The organism is uncultured Pseudomonas sp. (assembly GCF_943846705.1).
In the GTDB taxonomy this organism is placed as follows: domain Bacteria; phylum Pseudomonadota; class Gammaproteobacteria; order Pseudomonadales; family Pseudomonadaceae; genus Aquipseudomonas.
Genome location: NZ_OX044366.1, coordinates 134,719 through 153,176 on the forward strand (window position 1 = coordinate 134,719; position 18,458 = coordinate 153,176).

Here is an 18,458-nt window from a genome sequence, read left to right on the forward strand (position 1 = left end):
CTAGATGATTTCGAAGTAGCGATCCAGCTCCCAATCGCTGACATGCCGGCGGTATTCGCGCTCTTCCCATTCGCGGCTGGCGGCAAAGTGCTCGACGAACTCATCACCAAACAGCTCCCGCGCGGCCTTCGAACTTTTCAGGCGCTGCGCGGCATCCCACAAGGTGCGCGGCAGGGCCAGCTCGTCCGGGTGCTTCATGTCGTAAGCATTGCCCACCACTGGTTCAGTCGGCTCCCACCCCTGCATCACCCCATACAGGCCTGAACCCAGCGCCACGGACAGGGCCAGATAGGGATTGCCGTCGGCGGCACCCAAGCGATATTCCTGGCGCTGCGATTTATCGGTACCGGGAATCACGCGCAGCGCGGCGGTACGGTTTTCCACGCCCCAAGTGGCATCGGTGGGCGCCCAGAAGCCTGGAATCATGCGCCGGTAGCTGTTCAGCGTCGGCGCCACCATGCACAGAAATTCCGGCATCAAGCGCTGCTGGCCTGCGAGGAAATGCCGCTGCAGATTGCTCATGTTGTGCGCCTGAGTCGGGTCGTAAAACGCCGACTTGCCGCTGGCCAGATCGCGTAGCGAGACATGGATATGCCCGCTCTGCCCCGGATACTTACCCGACCATTTGGCCATAAAGGTCGCCATCAGGCCGTTGCGCTGGGCGAGTACCTTCATAAAGGTCTTGAACAACGCGCCCTTGTCCGCGGCCGCCTCGGCGCGGTCATAGGCAATCGCCGCTTCCAGTACCCCGGGGCCGGTTTCGGTGTGCAGGCCCTCGATGGGGAAGTCCATGCGTTCGGCCATTTCGAGGATTTCGTGATACAGCTCGGCATGCACCGAGCTGCGGATCATCGAATAGCCGAACCAATCCGGGGTAAAGGGCTTGAGGTCACGAAAGCCTTTGGCGCGGGCAGATTCAGGGGTTTCATCGAACATGAAGAACTCATATTCCAGCGCCGCAAAGGCATCGAAACCCATGGCCGTGCAGCGCGCCACCACGCGGCGCAGGGTGGCGCGCGGGCAGACCTTTTCCGCCGCGTCGGCAAACTCGCAGATAAACAACAGCATGCCGTTCTCGAACGGCAACTCGCGGCAGGTGTGCGCGAGAACCCGTACGGGGGCATCGGGGTAGCCGGTGTGCCAGCCGGTGTATTGCACGTTGTCGTAGAGCTGGTCCTTCACGTCCCAGCCGAGCACCACATCACAGAAGGCAAAGCCGCTATCAAGGGCAGAAAAGAACTTGCTGCGGCTGAGGTACTTGCCGCGCATCACCCCATCGTTATCGAACACCCCCACTTTGATATGACTGAGGCCACGCTCCTCGACAATGCGCCGGGCATCATCGGCGGTTTTAACGTCTCGCGGATTGAGCATAAATGCACCTGTCTCTTGTTGTTATGAGCGACTGGTATGGCCGACATCCGGTGTCAGTCCTGCAGGCAACAACAGCGTCTAAGCGCATCCCCAAACAACCGCACAATGCGCCCCGACTCCCACCTAAGGCCTGGTTAGACGGCCGGAAAAAGCCCTGTGAGTGTGGTACAGGATTGCCAAGTTGGCCGGCTGTTCCGGGAAATATCTGCACCTGGCCACGGCAGTTGCGCGACAAACCAAGCCCGCGTGCGGCTGCAGATAACAAAACGCCCGTACTTAGCGGTACGGGCGTGAGGTTTACCGATGGTTCGAGGCAATCAACGATACGGCGCACCAGACTTGGCCATCAGGGCGTTGTACTTCTTGAAGATTTCCACCACCCGCGCACAACGTGGACTGGTCTTGGCGATTTCATCCCAGAACTTCAACGCCTCGGCCTCCACCGTGGCCCATTCTTCAGCCGGGATGGAGGTCAGTTGCAGCTTGCCGCCTTCGACTCGCAGTTGCGCCTCGCCGCCCCAGTACCAGTGCTGGCGGTAATAGTTGGAGCTGTCCATGCACAGCTTGAACAGGGTTTTCAGGTGCTCGGGCACCTCGGCCCAGCGATCCGAGTTGGCGAAGTAGGAACCACACCAGGCACCCGAGATGTTGTTGGTGAGGAAGTACTTGGTCACGTTGGCCCAGCCGACGGTGTAGTCCTCGGTGATCCCGGACCAGGCAATGCCATCCAGCTCGCCGGTTTGCATCGCCACCTCGACGTCTTCCCACGGCAGGGTTACCGGAATCACCCCGAAGCGCGACAAAAACTTGCCGGCGGTGGGGAAGGTAAAGATGCGCTTGCCCTTGAGGTGCTCAAGCTTGGTGATCGGCTCCACCGTCGCGAAGTGGCACGGGTCCCAAGCGCCGGCACCGAGCCAGGTCACGCCTTTGACTTCACCGTAGGCCTCGGCCCAGATTTCGTTAAGCCCGTATTTCTCGAACAGCACCGGCACATCCAGGCTGTAACGGGTGGCGAACGGGAAGTAACCTCCGAACACCGAGATGTCCACGGGCGCGGCGATGGAGTCGTCATCGCTCTGCACGGCATCGATGGTGCCCTTTTGCATGGCGCGGAACAGCTCGCCGGTCGGCACCAGCTGGTCGGCGTAATACAGCTGGATTTCCATTTCGCCATTGGCCGCTTTATTAAAGGCATCGATGGACGGTTTGATCACATGCTCGCCCAGGGCCGGCCCGGCATAGGTCTGCAAGCGCCAGGTAATTTTCTTCGGCTCGGCGGCATAAATATGCGCTGAACCCAGCGCCGTAGCCCCTGCTGCGCCGGTCGCTACCGCGGCGGTTTTCAGAAAACTGCGTCTCGTACTCATGCTGTTATCTCCAAAATTGTCGATTCAGATGGCATACAACCGCACTGCCTGGCCCACGGGGCCCTGGCAGGGTTTTCAGAGGGGCAACCTGCACCTGGCTTCTACAGATACAACTGCGCTGGCCTACTGCTGAAACTGCATGTGCTTAGCCGTAGTGCCACTGCGGCAACCACAGGGCGATCTGCGGGAAGACCATGACCAGCACCAGCGCCAGCAGCATGATCAGCACGAAGGGGGTAACCGACACATAGATGTCGCGCAACGTGACTTCAGGCGGAGCCATGGCGCGCATCAGGAACAGGTTGTAACCGAACGGCGGGGTCATATAGGCGATCTGACAGGTGATGGTGTACAGCACGCCATACCAGACCAGATCAAAGCCCAACGCCCCGACCAGCGGAATATAGAGGGGCGCGACAATCACCAGCATGGCGGTGTCATCAAGAAACATGCCCATGATGATGAACGACAGCTGCATCAGAATCAGCACCTGCCAAGGCCCCAGCCCGAGGCTTTCGAGGAAGAACGCTTCAATCGCCTTGACCGCGCCGAGGCCATCGAACACCGCGCCAAAGCACAAGGCGGCGAGGATGATCCACATAAACATGCAGCTGATGCCGAGGGTCTTGCGCAGGGTTTCTTCCATCACGCTGCGGTTCAGGCGACCTTTGACCAACGCCATTAACGTTGCCGCCGCCGCACCGACCGCCGAGCTTTCCACCAGGCTGGTAATGCCCATCAGAAACAACCCGGTCATGCAGAAAAAGATAAACAGCGGGGCGATACCGGCTTTGAGCAGCAGCAGTTTCTCGCGCCGGCTGATCTGCCCACGCTCCTCCTCGGATAACGCGGGGCCCAGTTCCGGCTGCAAACGGCAACGCACGGCGATATAGAGGATAAACAGCCCGGCCATCAGCAGCCCGGGCAGTACCCCGGCCAACCACAGTTGGCCGACCGGCTGGCGGGCGATCATGCCGTAGAGCACCAACACCACGCTGGGCGGAATCAGAATACCCAGGGAGCTGCCGGCTTGAATCACCCCGGTGACCATGATCTTGTCGTAACCACGGCGCAGCAGTTCCGGCAAGGCAATGCTCGCGCCGATGGCCATGCCGGCCACGCTCAAGCCATTCATCGCGGAAATCGCCACCATCAGGCCGATGGTGCCAATGGCCAGGCCGCCATTGAGCGGACCCATCCACACATGGAACATCCTGTAGAGGTCTTCGGCCAGCCCCGATTCGGAGAGCATGTAACCCATAAACACGAACAGTGGCAGAGTCAGCAGCGGGTACCACTTCATCAATTTCATGGCCGCGCTGAAGGCTATTTCCGAGCCACCATCGCCCCACAGCAGCAGGGCCGCCGCCACGGCAACAAAGCCAATCGCACCAAACACCCGCTTGCCGGTGAGCAGCAGCAACATCATCGAGGAGAACATCAGCAGGGCTATCAGCTCGTATTCCATTACAGCGTTTCCCCCCGCGCGGCGGCGATATCTTTGAACAGGGTGGCGATCGCCTGCAGCAGCATTAGGGCAATGCCGATGCACATGATGATCTTGATCGGGGCCATGGGTGGCGACCAGGCTGAGTAGCTGGTTTCGCTGTACTCAAGCGCGTACTGGGTGGAGGAAATGCCGCCGTAGAGCAGAAATACCAGGTAGAAAATCAGAAAGCCGATGGTGATTGCATCCATCACCGCACGGGTGCGCGGCGACCAGCGGCTGTAGAACAGGTCCATGCGCACGTGGGCGTCGAGTTGCATGGAGTAGGCGCCGCCCAACAGGAAGTAGGCGACCATCAGAAACTGCGCAGACTCTAGCGTCCAAGCCGCCGGCAGAAAAAACGTCTTGCTGATCGAGGAGTACAGCAGCACACCGAGAATGGCGAAAATCAGGTACATGGCGAAACGCCCAACGACGCGATTGAGCGCCTCCACTGCGTGCACAAACAGCCTGATGGCCTTAGGCATACCGCACCTGCTGAGTCATTGTTATTCCGTGAGCCTAGACCATGATTGGCTAAGGCCAACCGCGGCAATATGCGAGTGCACAAAGCGCACCAGCTGCCTGGCAGTCACCATCGCTCACGTAATATCAGCGACTTAGACGCTGAACCCGAGCGCCGGCAGGCACGCGCTAAGGCGCTAGAAAGCTCATCAGCACCGCCACGGTGCGCAGCGGATCCTCTTCTTGGGGCACGTGGCCCAGCTCATCGAACAGCACCAGACGGCTACCTTTGATATCGCGCTTGAAGCGCTCGGCGTTGACCGCTGGAATCAGCTCATCGCGGCCACCCCAGAGAATCAGCGTCGGCACCTTGAGCGCTGCAATACGGGTATAGCCCTGCCCGGCCTCGGCCTGAATAAACCGCTGACGCAGGGCTTCTCGGTTACCGGCGCGCAGGGTCAGCTCATAGTAGCGGTCGATCAGTGCCTCGCTGACCTTGCGCGAGTCGCCATACACGTTGCGCACACTGGCGGCGATCAGCGGCCGCGGCAGCAGATTGGCCACCAGCGGTGCCAGCGCGGGGATCTGCGCCAAGCGAAAACCAATGGGAATTGAAGTGGCGTTGCGCGGATAACCCGCCGCATCGACCAACACCAAACGCTCGACCCGCTGCGGATAATCCAGGGCGAATTGCCAGGCAAGTTGCCCACCAAAACTATTGCCAGCGAGCACCGCGCGCGGCACCTGCAACTGATCCAGCACGTTGGCGAGGAAGGCGCTGTAATGGCTTATGCGGTAATCGTTATCGGGGAACGGCCCGGTCAAACCAAAGCCAGGCAGATCAAGGCTGATTACCCGCCTTTTATCCTGCAAAACCGCCGCCCAGCCTTCCCAGGTATGCAAACTGGCCGAGGTGCCGTGCAGCAACACGATAGGCGCAGGGTCATCGCGTGGGCCTTGGTCACGCAGGTGCACCAGCATGCCGTCGATGGCCACAAACTGCGACGGCGCCTGTGCCCAGCGCTGCTTGAGGTCGGCCACCTGACGATCCGGTGCCCAATACCAGGCGATTGCCGCCGTTAGCGCTAACAACACCAGCAGCACAACACTGAGAGCAACCTTGGCAAACCGCTTCATGACGAGTCCTTGTGGTGGATCAGAGGCAAGCGTAGTCAATGCAGCGCTGGCTGGCCGCCGATAGCCTTTTCGCAGGCGAAAAAAAGCCCCGATGTGCCGGGGCTGAGGCGTGTTGCGCCGTTTTGCGACGCACACGAAAACGACGAAACTTAAACCAGGCTCATCAGCGCATCACGGCTGAACGGCAGAATGTCCTGCTCGCGGCCATCGCGTACCTTGACCGCCCAATCCGGGTCGACCAGCAAGGCGCGGCCCACCGCCACCAGGTCAAACTCCTGCTTGTTCAAACGCTCCAGCAGGTTCTCCAGGCTGGCCGGCTGGGCCACCTTGTCGGTGTTGACCATAAACTGCAGGAACTCGCCATCCAGGCCGACGCTGCCCACGGTTATGGTGGGTTTGCCCGTGAGCTGACGCGTCCAGCCCGCCAGGTTTAGGTCAGACCCTTCGAACTCAGGCTCCCAGAAGCGCCGCGTCGAGCAGTGGAAAATATCCACGCCGGCGTCAGACAGCGGCTTGAGGAAAGCGCCCAGCTCTTCTGCGGTCTGGGTCAGACGTGCGCTGTAATCCTGCTGCTTCCACTGCGAGAAACGGAAGATGATCGGGAAGTCCGGGCCCACAGCGGCACGCACAGCCTGAATCAGCTCGATGGCAAAGCGCGAGCGCTGGGCCAGGTCGCCGCCGTATTCGTCGGTGCGCTTGTTGGTGCCTTCCCAGAAGAACTGGTCAACCAGATAGCCGTGAGCACCGTGAATTTCCACGCCGTCCATGCCGATGCGCTGGGCATCCTTGGCAGCCTGGGCGAAGGCGGCGATGACTTCGTTGATGTCGTCCTGGGTCATGCCGTGAACCACGACATTGCCGTCTTTGATTTTTTCGCTCGGGCCATAGCCTGGAACGCTGGCGTCTGGCTCGGTGCCTAGTTTGCGCACATTGCCCACGTGCCACAGCTGCGGAACAATCTTGCCGCCTTCGGCGTGCACCGCCTCAACCACTTTCTGCCAACCGGCCAGGGCGTCTTCACCGTAGAAACGCGGGACGTTGGGGTAACCGTTGGCGGCCTTGTGACCGACGGTGGTGCCTTCGGTGACGATCAGGCCAACACCGGCGGCTGCACGGCGACGGTAATACTCGATCACCTTGCTGTTCGGCACCCCGCCCGGCGAGAAGGAGCGGGTCATCGGCGCCATCACCACACGGGTTGGCAGCTGCAGATTACCCAGGCTGAACGGTTGGAACAGTGCTTTAACGGGATCGGTCATCATCATTCCTCTGGCCGGCCAACTGACCGGTCGTCTTGTTGAAGGTGTTTTAAAAAATCAGGCCTGCAGTAACCACTGCAAACGCTGGATAAAATCGCTCAGCGCCTGGGTGCTGTTCGCCACTTTCAGGCGCGTCAAGGCGCCTTGCCAGGCGTTAGTAATAAAGCTCGCCAGATTGCGGCAGTCTTCAGTCGCGGGCAGCTCGCCGGCTTGCTGTGCCTGCTCAAGACAGCGCTGCAGGGTATCGGCGGACTGCTGCAGGATCGCATCAACCTGCGCGCCCAAGGTCGGCGACAGCTCGGCCATTTCAAAACTCAGGCTGCCGATAAAGCAGTGGTATTCCAGGCGTTCCTGACGGGCAAAGTGCTCCACCAGCTCGCTGTAGTAGCCGAGAATGCGCTCGCGCGGGCTGAGCAACGGGTTGCCAAGCGCTTCGGCATAGCGTGCCAGGCGCGGCCGATAGACCTGCTGCAACGCCTGCTGGGCAAAATCTTCCTTGCTCGCGAAGTAGTGATAGAACGAGCCTTTTGGCACGCCGGCCGCCTGGACGATTTCCTGCACGCCGGCACCGTGATAACCACGACGGGTCATCACCTCGGCACCTTTGGCGAGGATCAGGTCACGCTTGTCGAGCCGAATACTGGAGTTCATGGCGACAGAATATGACCGGTCGTCTAGGCTCGCCCAGCACTATTGATTTAGGTGATTACGCCCAAGAAGCCTGGGGTTGGCCTCAGCAATGCGTACTGCCGAGCTGCTCGAACCGGGAGGTTCGATGAGGGGGGATGCACAGCGGTATTGAGCCGCGACCAGGCCGGGCTCAATACGAAGCAGGCTTAGCCGCGGGCTGTTTTGATAATTTCGATGTAGGGTTCGGCAAAGCGTTGATCCTCGATCAGCGCGATAAAGTCATTACCTTGTGCGTCCTTGGCGTTCAGGTCGTAACCCGCCGCCACGAAGAAGCCAACAAACCGTTCGAAGTCATCGATACGCAGGCCACGGTAGGCCTTGACCAGCTTGTGCAGCGATGGCGGCGTAGCATCAGCCGGTTCCACACTGAGGAACAGCTTGATCGGTTCGTCACCAATCTCTTCGCCAATCACCTGCTTCTTGTCTTTACGCATCGTTCACTCCAGCTAACCAAGCCACACGGGGCCGGCAGTGTACCCCCGGGGTAGCCAGGGGCTCAACGTATGCACAGCGGCTATCTCATCGGCATCAGCTCAGACGAACTGTTCGCGCATCCAGGCCTGATAAGCCGCAACGCCCGGTTCACCTTCACGCGGCGCCCAACTGGCCTGCTCGCCCTCGCCGACTGGCCTATAGGGACCGGCCTTGCATTCAAACAGCACGCTGTCCGCTTGCAGCACCACCAGTGCATGGAAAACCCCAGGCGGCAGATCGACGCCGACACAGTCGCCACCCGCTTCCAACACGCGCTTATCCAGTACTTCACCGCTGTCAGTGAAGATCAACAGCCCCAAGCGGCCTTTGAGCACCAACAGCGCCTCGGCCTTGTCCGCCGCGAGATGACGGTGCGGGGGGATGTAAGTATCCGGCTGCAGCCCGACCGCCATGCGGTGGCAGGGCTCTTCCATCTGGTGAAAGTTATGGTGCTGGCGTTGCCGTGGGTTGGCCGCGGCTTGCTCCGCCAAATTGCCGAACAGCGCCTGGTCGAGAAAGCGCGGGCCGCTCATCAGCCTTAAAGCCCCTTGACCGCAAAGATCCCGGCCGCATTGCGCCAGTAACCCTTGTAGTCCATGCCATAGCCGAAGATATAGCGGTCGATGCACGGCAGGCCGACGTAGTCCGCCTTGAGCTCAGGCCGCGCTTTGCGGTCGTGGTCCTTGTCGATCAACACGGCGGTGTGCACCGCTCGGGCACCGGCGTGGTGGCAGAAATCGATGATCGCGCCGAGGGTGTGCCCTTCATCGAGGATGTCGTCGATGATCAGCACGTCGCGGTCGATAAAGGAGATTTCCGGCTTGGCCTTCCAGAACAGCTCGCCACCGCTGGTTTCATTGCGATAACGGCTGGCATGCAGGTAGGACAACTCCAACGGAAAGTTGAGCTTTGGCAGCAGCTTGCCAGAGAAGATCAGCCCGCCATTCATCACGCAAAACACCACCGGGTTGCGCTCGGCCAGCTCACCATTGATCTTGGCTGCCACCTGGTCAATGGCCGCTTCGACTTCGGCCTCGCTGTACAGGCAATCGGCTTCGGCCATGACTTGGCGGATATGCGCGAGATCGGCGGACATGCTGTTTCCTCTTGAGAGCGGGGACGACTCAGACCATAAAGCTGATCGATGCGTCAAAATAAAAGCCGGCAAAGGTACGCATCTGTCAGACACAGAGCAAGCCCGGCCTGACCAACTGCCACAACTACCGCCAATGGCCAACACGTTGCCGTCTTTTTAGCGACTTTTAGCCATTAAGCCGCAGCACTTGGGGTGGCCAATGCTTTAATCTAACGCAATTTTTCGCCCGTCCTGCCGGAGACCCCTGCCCATGCCCATCCTCGAGATCCGCCACCCGCTGATCCGCCACAAACTCGGCCTGATGCGCCGCGCCGATATCAGCACGAAGAATTTTCGTGAGCTGGCCCAGGAAGTTGGCGCATTGCTGACCTATGAGGCGACCAAGGATCTGCCCCTCGAGAACTACGAGATCGAAGGCTGGTGCGGCACCGTACAAGTAGAAAAGATTTCCGGCAAGAAGATCACCGTAGTGCCGATTCTGCGTGCCGGGATTGGCATGCTCGAAGGTGTACTCAGTTTGATTCCCGGCGCCAAGGTCAGCGCCGTGGGCGTAGCGCGCAATGAAGAAACCCTGCAGGCGCACACCTACCTGGAAAAACTGGTGCCGGAAATCGACGAGCGCCTGGCGATGATCATCGACCCGATGCTCGCCACTGGCAGCTCGATGGTCGCCACCATCGACCTGCTGAAAAAAGCCGGCTGCAAGGAAATCCGCGCCATGGTGCTGGTCGCCGCGCCGGAAGGCATCAAGGCCGTCAACGAGGCGCATCCGGACGTGACGATTTATACCGCCTCGATCGACCAGTGCCTGAATGAGCACGGCTACATCATTCCTGGCCTCGGTGATGCCGGCGACAAAATCTTCGGCACCAAGCAGAAGGACGCCTGATCCATGAGCGATGAATACAACGACCCCCTCTGGCGCCAGGGTATTTCCGGCGCACAGATGCTGTTCGTCGCGTTTGGCGCCTTGGTGCTGATGCCGCTGATCACCGGCATGGACCCCAACGTCGCGCTGTTCACCGCCGGTATCGGCACCCTGCTGTTCCAACTGGTGACCAAACGTCAGGTCCCGGTATTTCTGGCCTCCAGCTTTGCCTTTATCGCGCCGATTCTCGCCGCCAAAGGTGAGTTCGGCCTGCCTGCGGTGCTCGGCGGCATCGTCGCCTCCGGCTTGGTGTATATCCTGCTCAGCGCCGTGGTGCGGGTCAAAGGCGCTGGTTTTATCGACCGCCTGCTACCGCCGGTGGTGATTGCCCCGGTGATCATTTCCATCGGCCTGGCGCTGTCACCCGTGGCGGTGAACATGGCCATGGGCAAGGCCGGCGATGGCAGCGCGCAACTGATTCCGTATGAAATCGCCATGCTGATTTCCATGTCGGCGCTGCTCACCACCGTGCTGGTCGCCGCCATGGGCAGTGGCCTGCTGCGCCTGGTGCCGATTCTCGCCGGGATCATCGTCGGCTGCGTGGTCGCAGCCTTTTGTGGGGTGATCGACACCAGCCAAGTCGCCGCTGCGCCCTGGTTGGCACTGCCGGCATTCGTCGCCCCAGAACTGCACTGGGGGGCGATTCTGTACATCGTCCCGGTGGCCCTGGCGCCGGCCATTGAACACATAGGCGGCGTGGTGGCGATTGGTAGCGTGACCGGCAAGGACTTTATCAAGAAGCCAGGCCTGCACCGCACCCTGCTCGGCGACGGCCTGGCCACCTCGGCCGCTGGCTTGCTCGGCGGCCCGCCCAACACCACCTATGCCGAAGTCACCGGCGCGGTGATGCTGACCAAGAACTACAACCCGAAGATCATGACCTGGGCGGCGTGCTTCGCCATCGGCCTGGCCTTTGTCGGCAAGTTCGGCACCGCGCTGCAGAGCATCCCGGTGCCGGTGATGGGCGGCATTCTCTGCCTGCTGTTCGGCTCCATCGCGGTGGTCGGTTTGAACACCCTGATCCGCCATCAGGTCGATCTGTCCGAAGCGCGTAACCTGATCATCGTCTCAATCACCCTGGTGTTCGGCATCGGCGGCATGGTCATGGGTAACAGTGACTTTGCCCTGTCCGGTATCTCGCTGTGCGCCATCAGCGCCCTGGTACTCAACCTGGTACTGCCGGGTGGCCATGGCTGGCGCAGCAAAACCGTACTGGAAGAGCCAGACCTGTAGCTCGCTCCGACGAAAAAGCCCCGCATCTGCGGGGCTTTTTTTGCGCTATGGAAAACTTAAGCAGGGCTGGCCGACCAACCCTGCAACCGCACCACACTGTCGCGATACGGCTTGAGCCCCATGCTCAGCAACACGACAGAGCTGAACACCGCCAGCGAGGTCACGATTAGCAGCGAATAACGCAGCGCTTGGTCATCGGCAAACACGTAGTCGGTCACCAGGGCCACCGCGGTTGGGCCGATGCCCAGACCAATCAGGGTAATCACAAACAGATAAATCGCCGAGGCCTGCCCGCGCATCGAGTTGGGCATGATTTCCTGAATCGCCGCCGGTGCCACGCCAAACGGCATGCTCAGGCAGAACACTGTCGGTGCCATTAGCAGCGCCGCCCAGAAGGCGTTGTCCATCAAGGGAAAGGCCAGCACAAAGGGCACCGCGCCCACGGCCGCATACAGACCAACGCGCATATTGGCGTCACTGCTGCCGCGTTTAGCCATCCTGTCGGCCAGGCGACCGCCGAAGACAATCCCCAGGCAACCAAATACCGCAACGATGCTGCCGTAAACCACGCCGACCTGGCCAGCATCCCAGCCATAGGTACGAATAAAGAAGGTCGGCACCCAGGCGGCACTGCCGTAACCGGCAAACGCCAGGCCGGCAAAGCCGAAGTTGTGGCACAGCACGGTGCGCCGATTGGCGCGGATATAACGGCCAACATCCGCCAGTGGCACGGCCACCCCAGCACCAACACCCCGCCGCGCCGGTTCCTTGACCGCCAGCATGAGCAAGGTGAACAGCACCCCAGCCGCACCCAGAATCAGGAAGATCAACTGCCAAGGGCGCACTTCACCGATCACCGGCAGCACCACATCGCCCTGCGCTGAAGCGAACTGAATGACCAAGCCGCCCAACAGAAAGGCGATACCGGAACCCAGGTAAACCCCCATCGAATACACGCTAATAGCGGTGGCGCGACGCTCCGCCGGGAAGCTGTCGGCAATCAGCGAGTAAGCCGCAGGCGACAACGCGGCCTCGCCCACGCCCACGCCGATGCGGCAGATCAGAAACTGCCAATACAGCTTGGCCATGCCGCAGGCAGCAGTCGCCATACTCCAGAACAGCACGCCAATGGTTATCAAGCCGCGACGACTCTTGGTATCGGCCAGACGGCCCAGCGGAATCCCGCAAACGGTGTAGAACAGGGCAAACGACAAGCCCATCAGCAGACTCATCTGCGTATCGCTGATCATCAGGTCACGGCGGATCGGCCCCACCAGCAGATTGAGAATCTGCCGGTCGATAAAGGACAGCACGTAAGCCACCATCAGGATGGCGACAGTCACCCAAGCGCGGGTGGAAGAGGGATAGCCGTTATTGTTGTTAGGCACTGGCAGTCTCCTCGGCACCGTGAGTGCGGTGCACGACGGTTGGAAAGAACTGCCAGCTTAGGCCGAGAGTCGGAGCAGTGAGTATCGCCTCCGGGTGTTATCAGTCAGGCGAATGCGCGACCTCCCTTTGAGCGAATGCCAACCCAGGTCGCCTCAAGGAGCTGCTACAGCATCAGCGGCGCACGCTCGCTGAGCGTCTTTAGCGCCGCTACCCAGCTTGGATGATCATTCAGGCAAGGCACCAGTTGCAGGCTCTCACCACCGGCCTCGACAAACTGCTCACGGCCACGGTCGCCGATCTCTTCCAGGGTTTCGATGCAGTCGGCGACAAAGGCCGGGCACATCACCAGCAACTTCTTCACGCCCTGTTTGGCCAACTCATCGAGACGCGTTTCGGTGTAGGGTTCGATCCACTTGGCCCGGCCCAGACGCGACTGGAAGGACACCGACCACTGCTCAGGCTTGAGCCCCATGCGCTGGGCGAACAGCTCGGCGCTGCGCAGGCATTGCGCGCGGTAACAAGTGGCCAGCACTTCAGGTGAGGCCGTGCGGCAGCACTCGGCACCTTTTAAGCAATGGCCGCTGGGGTCAAGCTTGTGCAGGTGCCGCTCCGGCAAGCCGTGAAAGCTCAGCAGCAGGTGGTCGAAGTCCTGTTCAAGGTAGGGCTTGGCGCTGTCGACCAGCGCATCCAGGTACTCGGGCTGATCATAGAACGGCGGCAGCACCGAGAAGCGGATCGGCAACTGCTGCTCACGCACCACCCGCTTGGCCTCCTCAATCACGGTGGTGGTGGTGCTGTCGGCAAATTGCGGATACAGCGGCGCCAGGGTGATCTGCTTGATGCCCTGCGCCGCTAAACGGCTCAGTACGGTTTGCAGCGACGGCTCGCCATAGCGCATGGCCAGCTCAACCGGGCCGTGACTCCAGGATGACTTCATCGCTTCTTGCAAGCGTTTGCTCAGCACCACCAGCGGTGAGCCCTCGTCCCACCAGATCGAGGCATAGGCATGTGCCGAAGCCGCTGGGCGCTTGATCAGAATCAGCGAAACCAGCAGACGGCGCAGCGGCCAGGGCAAATCAACCACATGGGGGTCCATCAGAAACTGGTTGAGGTAACGGCGCACATCGGCCACTGCGGTGGAGGCAGGTGAACCCAGGTTTACCAGTAACAAAGCGTGATCGGTCATGCGCAGTCCTAATCAGTGTTGGCCGAGCAAGTCTGCCAGGGCCACATCGAGATGGGTAAAACGGAAACTAAAACCTTCGTCCTGCAGGCGCGTCGGCAAGGCACGCTGGCCACCCAACAGCAACTCCGCCAGCTCCCCCAGCGCCAGGCGCAGGGCAAACGCCGGGGCCGGGATAAACGCCGGCCGGTGCAACTCACGGCCCAATGCCTGGCTGAAATCACGGTTGCGCTCAGGCGTCGGCGCGCAGGCATTATAAGGACCACGGGCCTGCTCATACTGCAGGAGGAAATCAATCAGGGCGACTTGATCGCTGATATGAATCCACGGCATCCATTGCCGGCCATCGCCCAACGGGCCACCCAGGCCAAGCTTGAACGGCAGCAGCAAGCGCTTGAGAAAGCCGCCGTCGCGGGCCAAGACCAACCCCGTGCGCACCAGCACCACACGGATGCCCTGCCCTTCGGCGCGCATCGCGGTTTCTTCCCAGGCGCCGCACAGCTGCGCGGCAAAATCTTCAATGACCGGCAGCGCATCCTCATGCAGCTCGCGCTCGCCACCATCGCCATACCAGCCCACTGCCGACCCCGAGAGCAGCACAGCAGGTTTTTCTTCGCGGCTGTGCAGCCAGGCCAATAGTTGTTCGGTCAGGCCAATGCGGCTGGCCCATAACAACGCCTTGCGCTTACGCGTCCAGGGCCGGTCGGCAATCGGTGCGCCGGCCAGGTTGACCACGGCATCCAACGGCTCCTCGCCCAACTCATCGAGCTGGCCAATACCGCGCACCGCCTCGCCGCAAAGTGCCGCCACCTGTTCCGGGCGACGGCTCCACACCGTCAACTGGTGGCCTTGCTGCAACCAGTGGCAACACAGCGCACGCCCAATTAAACCGGTACCGCCAGTCAGAAGTATGTGCATCAAAACGCCCTCGCAGGTGCTTCCATGGATAACAGCCGGCTGATTTATGCCTGGTTGTGGCTTCAATCCGCTCGCAGGTTGTCTTAACTATAGGAAAGCTGGATCGTCTTCGGCTAAGCTTATACATAAAAACAATATTGTATAGCTTTTGTCTAAAGCGTAGCCTAACGCTTGAAAACATGAGGTAGACCATGACCGCTCTGCATCCCATCGCAATCATCGGCACCGGCATTGCCGGGCTGTCCGCCGCCCAGGCACTGCATGCTGCCGGCCATTCGCTGCAACTGTTCGACAAGAGCCGCGGCAGCGGCGGGCGCATGGCCAGCAAGCGCAGTGATGCCGGCGCACTGGACCTTGGCGCGCAGTATTTCACCGCCCGCGATCGGCGCTTTGTCGAAGTGGTGCAGCAATGGCAAGCCCGCGGCTGGGTCAGCGAATGGAACCCTGCCCTCTACAACTTCAAAAACGGCCAGCTCAGCGCTTCGCCGGATGAGCAGGTGCGCTGGGTAGGCAGCCCGCGCATGAGTGCGATCACCCGCGCCATGCTCGGCGCACTGCCGGTAAATTTCTCCTGCCGCATTACTGAAGTGTTTCGCGGCGAGCAGCACTGGCACCTGCAAGACGCCGAAGGCAATAGCCACGGCCCATTCAGCCACGTGATTGTCGCCACTCCCGCACCGCAAGCCACTGCCCTGCTTTCGAGCGCGCCGAAACTGGCGGGGGCCGCTGCCAGCGTGGCCATGGACCCGACCTGGGCCGTCGCCCTGGCCTTTGACACAGCCTTGGATAGCAACGTCGAAGGCTGCTTTGTACAAGACAGCCCGCTCGACTGGCTGGCACGTAACCGCAGCAAACCCGGCCGCGACAGCCAGCTCGATACCTGGGTGCTGCACGCCACCAGCCAGTGGACCAAGCAGCATCTGGACATGCCCAAAGAACACGTGACCGAACACCTACTCGGGGCTTTTGCCGAGCTGATCGGCTGCACCGTGCCCGCACCTACCTTCAGCCTGGCGCACCGCTGGCTTTATGCGCGCCCAGCCAGCGCGCACCAATGGGGCGTACTGGCCGATGCCGATCTGGGTATCTATGCCTGCGGTGACTGGTGCCTGTCCGGCCGGGTTGAGGGAGCCTGGCTGAGCGGCCAGGAAGCCGCACGACGCTTACTTGCGCACCTGCAATGAACACGCCGAAACACGTTACCGCAGGCAAGCACCGGCTTAATCCGCGCAAGCTGCTGCTGTCGAAGTGGACCGCCACGCAGCCGCAAAACCGCGAGAAGCATTTCCTCGTTACCGAACTGTTCTGCGACGAGGACGGCACGCTGTTACAGATCGAACTGCAAGCCGTACTCAATCAACGCTGCCAGCGTCTGGACTGGCGCGCACTGGAAAACCCCGAGCACTGGCGCATGGGCTGGAAGTAATAGCACCCGACAAAACCATACAATAGCTGTACAAATATATTGACTTGTACAACTGCTGATCTATGATGAATTCAAGTTGTACATCCACAAGGATCTGTACAAGTATTCATCGGAGGTTGCCATGCGCTCATCTGAAACCATCACCGGCAAACCCAAACTGGGCATCAGTGCCTGCCTCTTGGGTGCTGAGGTTCGCTATAACGGCGGGCACAAGGAGTCGCGGCTGTGCAGCCAAACGCTTAGCGAATACTTTGATTTTGCCCCCGTGTGCCCGGAAGTGGGCATTGGCATGAGCACCCCGCGTGAGCCGATCCGCCTGGTCGGCGACCCGCAAGCGCCGCGCGCCGTGGGCACGGTCAATCGCGAGGTGGATGTCACCGCGCCGCTGGCCACTTTTGGCGAGCGCATGGCCGATGAGCTTAACGATATCTGCGGCTATATCTTTATGCAGCAATCGCCCTCCTGCGGCCTGCACCGGGTCAAGGTCTATCAGGACAACGGCCGCCCCAGCGAGCCAGGCCGCGGCATCTTCGCCGAAGCTTTCTGCGCCCGACACCCCAATCTGCCGGTGGAAGAAGACGGCCGCCTCAACGACCCGATTTTGCGCGAGAACTTCATTACCCGCGTGTTCGCCTACTCGGAGTGGCAACAGTTGCTGCGCGATGGCCTGAGCCGCAAAGCACTGATCGACTTTCACTCGCGTTACAAGTACCTGCTGATGGCCACCAACCCGCTGCAGTACAAGCTGCTCGGACGCCTGCTCGGCAATCTCGGCCAGCAAGACCTGCAGGCGCTGGCCTCGCACTATTTCAGCGAGCTGATGAGCGCGTTGAAAAGCTGCGCCACCCGCCGCAGCCACAGCAACGTGCTGCAGCACATCAGCGGTTACTTCAAGCAAGCGCTGAGCCGCGAAGACAAGCAGGAAATGCAGCAACTGATTGGTCAGTACCGTCTCGGCGTAGTGCCACTGGTGGTGCCGATGACCCTGCTCAAGCATCACTTACGTCGCCACCCGGACGCCTACATTGCGCAGCAGGTGTACCTGCAGCCCCACCCGGAAAACCTCAGCCTGCGTAATGCTCTATGAGCCTTGAGCAGGACTGCGCTGGCCCTAACGCGGACGACTACCAGACGGCCATTGCCCAAGGTCTGATGCCGATCCGCGATGTCGCACGTATCACTGGAGTCAACGCGGTCACCCTGCGCGCCTGGGAGCGGCGCTATGGCCTGATCATTCCGCACCGCACGCCCAAGGGCCATCGCCTGTACTCGGATGAGCATGTGGCACGCATCCAGGCGATTCTCACGTGGCTCAATCGCGGCGTCTCGGTCAGCCAGGTCAAGGGCCTGCTGCGCAGTAACCAGCCCGCCTTTGCCGAAGCCAGCTCGCAGTGGGAAGCCAAGCGCCAGCAGTTGCAGGAAGCCATCTGCAACCTCAATGAGCGTCGCCTGGATGACTGCTTCAACAGTGAGCTGGCGCTCTACCCGCCGCACACCCTGTGCCAGCAACTGCTGTTGCCACTGCTCGAAGCACTCGAATTGCGCTGGCGCAATCAGTTCGGCGCACAGGCCGAGCGGGTGTTCTTCTACTCCTGGCTGCGCAGCAAGCTCGGTGCGCGGCTGTACCACAACAACCGCCAACACACTGGCACACCACTGTTGCTGATCAACGTCTCGGAGCTGCCCATGGCGCCGGGGCTGTGGCTGACCGCCTGGCTGGCGAGCAGCGCCGGCATTGCGGTCGAGGTGTTCGACTGGCCGCTGCCGCCGGCAGAACTGGCCCTGGCGGTCGAGCATATTCAACCGCGAGCGGTGCTCTTGTATTCCAGCCAGGCGCTCAACAGCAGCCACCTGCAGCGGCTACTCGGCAGTTATGACTGCTCCTGCCTGCTGGTGGGTCAGGCGGTGCAAATCCACGCCGAGGAACTGCAGGCGATTACCAAACAAAACGCCGAACTGAGCCTGGCCGCCGATCCGCTGGCCGCGCTGCACAGCCTCACCGACCTTAACCTGCTGCACAGCTGATGGGACAT

Annotated in this window: 19 protein-coding genes; 6 read left to right on the top strand and 13 right to left on the bottom strand. The window is 60.9% G+C overall.

Features of this window, described 5'->3' with window-relative positions; translation table 11 throughout:
* From Q0V31_RS00655 to Q0V31_RS00700, 10 genes are all read right to left on the bottom strand, one after another.
* Complete coding sequence (locus Q0V31_RS00655) at positions 1-1,374, bottom strand: glutamine synthetase (protein WP_298183056.1); 1,374 nt, start codon at positions 1,372-1,374, stop codon at positions 1-3.
* A gap of 317 nt (positions 1,375-1,691) precedes the next feature.
* Positions 1,692-2,741: a TRAP transporter substrate-binding protein gene (locus Q0V31_RS00660; protein ID WP_298183059.1), complete on the bottom strand. Its 1,050-nt coding sequence runs from the start codon at positions 2,739-2,741 to the stop codon at positions 1,692-1,694.
* 145 nt (positions 2,742-2,886) lie between these two features.
* Positions 2,887-4,209: a TRAP transporter large permease subunit gene (locus tag Q0V31_RS00665; protein ID WP_298183062.1), complete on the bottom strand. Its 1,323-nt coding sequence runs from the start codon at positions 4,207-4,209 to the stop codon at positions 2,887-2,889.
* A complete protein-coding gene (locus Q0V31_RS00670) occupies positions 4,209-4,715 on the bottom strand; it encodes a TRAP transporter small permease subunit (RefSeq protein WP_298183065.1) in 507 nt (168 codons plus the stop codon). Before Q0V31_RS00670 ends, Q0V31_RS00665 begins: the two co-directional genes overlap by 1 nt.
* A gap of 166 nt (positions 4,716-4,881) precedes the next feature.
* Complete coding sequence (locus tag Q0V31_RS00675; protein WP_298183068.1) at positions 4,882-5,829, bottom strand: alpha/beta hydrolase; 948 nt, start codon at positions 5,827-5,829, stop codon at positions 4,882-4,884.
* 149 nt (positions 5,830-5,978) lie between these two features.
* Complete coding sequence (locus Q0V31_RS00680; RefSeq protein WP_298183071.1) at positions 5,979-7,088, bottom strand: NADH:flavin oxidoreductase; 1,110 nt, start codon at positions 7,086-7,088, stop codon at positions 5,979-5,981.
* Positions 7,089-7,145: 57 nt separating this feature from the next.
* Complete coding sequence (locus tag Q0V31_RS00685) at positions 7,146-7,739, bottom strand: TetR/AcrR family transcriptional regulator (RefSeq protein ID WP_298183074.1); 594 nt, start codon at positions 7,737-7,739, stop codon at positions 7,146-7,148.
* 185 nt (positions 7,740-7,924) lie between these two features.
* Positions 7,925-8,212: a PA4642 family protein gene (locus Q0V31_RS00690; protein WP_298183076.1), complete on the bottom strand. Its 288-nt coding sequence runs from the start codon at positions 8,210-8,212 to the stop codon at positions 7,925-7,927.
* A 99-nt stretch (positions 8,213-8,311) separates the two neighbouring features.
* Entirely contained in the window at positions 8,312-8,785 is a 474-nt protein-coding gene (locus Q0V31_RS00695) for a WbuC family cupin fold metalloprotein (protein WP_298183080.1), read from the bottom strand.
* A 5-nt stretch (positions 8,786-8,790) separates the two neighbouring features.
* Entirely contained in the window at positions 8,791-9,348 is a 558-nt protein-coding gene (locus Q0V31_RS00700) for a hypoxanthine-guanine phosphoribosyltransferase (protein ID WP_298183083.1), read from the bottom strand.
* Positions 9,349-9,598: 250 nt separating this feature from the next.
* Here Q0V31_RS00700 and upp point away from each other — a divergent pair, with 250 nt between their 5' ends.
* A complete protein-coding gene (gene upp / locus Q0V31_RS00705; RefSeq protein WP_298183086.1) occupies positions 9,599-10,237 on the top strand; it encodes a uracil phosphoribosyltransferase in 639 nt (212 codons plus the stop codon).
* Positions 10,238-10,240: 3 nt separating this feature from the next.
* A complete protein-coding gene (locus tag Q0V31_RS00710) occupies positions 10,241-11,509 on the top strand; it encodes a uracil-xanthine permease family protein (RefSeq protein ID WP_298183090.1) in 1,269 nt (422 codons plus the stop codon).
* A gap of 56 nt (positions 11,510-11,565) precedes the next feature.
* Here Q0V31_RS00710 and Q0V31_RS00715 read toward each other — a convergent pair whose 3' ends face one another.
* The 3 genes from Q0V31_RS00715 to Q0V31_RS00725 all read right to left on the bottom strand — a co-directional run bounded on the left by Q0V31_RS00715 (position 11,566) and on the right by Q0V31_RS00725 (position 14,999).
* On the bottom strand, positions 11,566-12,897 hold the full coding sequence (locus Q0V31_RS00715) for an MFS transporter (RefSeq protein ID WP_298183093.1): 1,332 nt from the start codon (positions 12,895-12,897) through the stop codon (positions 11,566-11,568).
* A gap of 164 nt (positions 12,898-13,061) precedes the next feature.
* Complete coding sequence (gene hemH / locus Q0V31_RS00720) at positions 13,062-14,084, bottom strand: ferrochelatase (protein ID WP_298183096.1); 1,023 nt, start codon at positions 14,082-14,084, stop codon at positions 13,062-13,064.
* Positions 14,085-14,096: 12 nt separating this feature from the next.
* A complete protein-coding gene (locus tag Q0V31_RS00725; protein ID WP_298183099.1) occupies positions 14,097-14,999 on the bottom strand; it encodes a TIGR01777 family oxidoreductase in 903 nt (300 codons plus the stop codon).
* Positions 15,000-15,190: 191 nt separating this feature from the next.
* Here Q0V31_RS00725 and Q0V31_RS00730 point away from each other — a divergent pair, with 191 nt between their 5' ends.
* The 4 genes from Q0V31_RS00730 (at position 15,191) to Q0V31_RS00745 (ending at position 18,450) form a co-directional block, all read left to right on the top strand.
* Positions 15,191-16,183, top strand: a complete 993-nt coding sequence (locus Q0V31_RS00730; protein ID WP_298183101.1) for an NAD(P)/FAD-dependent oxidoreductase — start codon at positions 15,191-15,193, stop codon at positions 16,181-16,183.
* Positions 16,180-16,425 (top strand): TIGR02450 family Trp-rich protein, encoded by a 246-nt coding sequence (locus Q0V31_RS00735; RefSeq protein WP_298183103.1) that lies wholly within the window; start codon positions 16,180-16,182, stop codon positions 16,423-16,425. The genes Q0V31_RS00730 and Q0V31_RS00735 overlap by 4 nt, the downstream gene beginning before the upstream one ends.
* A gap of 121 nt (positions 16,426-16,546) precedes the next feature.
* Positions 16,547-17,512, top strand: coding sequence for a DUF523 and DUF1722 domain-containing protein (locus tag Q0V31_RS00740; protein WP_298183104.1), 966 nt, complete (start codon positions 16,547-16,549; stop codon positions 17,510-17,512).
* Between the two features lie 65 nt (positions 17,513-17,577).
* Entirely contained in the window at positions 17,578-18,450 is an 873-nt protein-coding gene (locus tag Q0V31_RS00745; protein ID WP_298190832.1) for a MerR family transcriptional regulator, read from the top strand.
* The last annotated feature ends 8 nt before the right edge of the window (positions 18,451-18,458 follow it).

Excerpts from the sequence above, each read along its gene's own strand:
- hemH (WP_298183096.1), bottom strand. The coding sequence starts at position 14,084 with ATGACCGATCACGCTTTGTTACTGGTAAACCTGGGTTCACCTGCCTCC.
- Q0V31_RS00655 (WP_298183056.1), bottom strand. The coding sequence starts at position 1,374 with ATGCTCAATCCGCGAGACGTTAAAACCGCCGATGATGCCCGGCGCATT.
- Q0V31_RS00695 (WP_298183080.1), bottom strand. The coding sequence starts at position 8,785 with ATGAGCGGCCCGCGCTTTCTCGACCAGGCGCTGTTCGGCAATTTGGCG.
- Q0V31_RS00660 (WP_298183059.1), bottom strand. The coding sequence starts at position 2,741 with ATGAGTACGAGACGCAGTTTTCTGAAAACCGCCGCGGTAGCGACCGGC.
- Q0V31_RS00700 (WP_298183083.1), bottom strand. The coding sequence starts at position 9,348 with ATGTCCGCCGATCTCGCGCATATCCGCCAAGTCATGGCCGAAGCCGAT.
- Q0V31_RS00685 (WP_298183074.1), bottom strand. The coding sequence starts at position 7,739 with ATGAACTCCAGTATTCGGCTCGACAAGCGTGACCTGATCCTCGCCAAA.
- Q0V31_RS00745 (WP_298190832.1), top strand. The coding sequence starts at position 17,578 with ATGCCGATCCGCGATGTCGCACGTATCACTGGAGTCAACGCGGTCACC.
- upp (WP_298183086.1), top strand. The coding sequence starts at position 9,599 with ATGCCCATCCTCGAGATCCGCCACCCGCTGATCCGCCACAAACTCGGC.
- Q0V31_RS00725 (WP_298183099.1), bottom strand. The coding sequence starts at position 14,999 with ATGCACATACTTCTGACTGGCGGTACCGGTTTAATTGGGCGTGCGCTG.
- Q0V31_RS00675 (WP_298183068.1), bottom strand. The coding sequence starts at position 5,829 with ATGAAGCGGTTTGCCAAGGTTGCTCTCAGTGTTGTGCTGCTGGTGTTG.
- Q0V31_RS00730 (WP_298183101.1), top strand. The coding sequence starts at position 15,191 with ATGACCGCTCTGCATCCCATCGCAATCATCGGCACCGGCATTGCCGGG.
- Q0V31_RS00690 (WP_298183076.1), bottom strand. The coding sequence starts at position 8,212 with ATGCGTAAAGACAAGAAGCAGGTGATTGGCGAAGAGATTGGTGACGAA.
- Q0V31_RS00670 (WP_298183065.1), bottom strand. The coding sequence starts at position 4,715 with ATGCCTAAGGCCATCAGGCTGTTTGTGCACGCAGTGGAGGCGCTCAAT.
- Q0V31_RS00710 (WP_298183090.1), top strand. The coding sequence starts at position 10,241 with ATGAGCGATGAATACAACGACCCCCTCTGGCGCCAGGGTATTTCCGGC.
- Q0V31_RS00665 (WP_298183062.1), bottom strand. The coding sequence starts at position 4,209 with ATGGAATACGAGCTGATAGCCCTGCTGATGTTCTCCTCGATGATGTTG.
- Q0V31_RS00735 (WP_298183103.1), top strand. The coding sequence starts at position 16,180 with ATGAACACGCCGAAACACGTTACCGCAGGCAAGCACCGGCTTAATCCG.
- Q0V31_RS00680 (WP_298183071.1), bottom strand. The coding sequence starts at position 7,088 with ATGACCGATCCCGTTAAAGCACTGTTCCAACCGTTCAGCCTGGGTAAT.
- Q0V31_RS00740 (WP_298183104.1), top strand. The coding sequence starts at position 16,547 with ATGCGCTCATCTGAAACCATCACCGGCAAACCCAAACTGGGCATCAGT.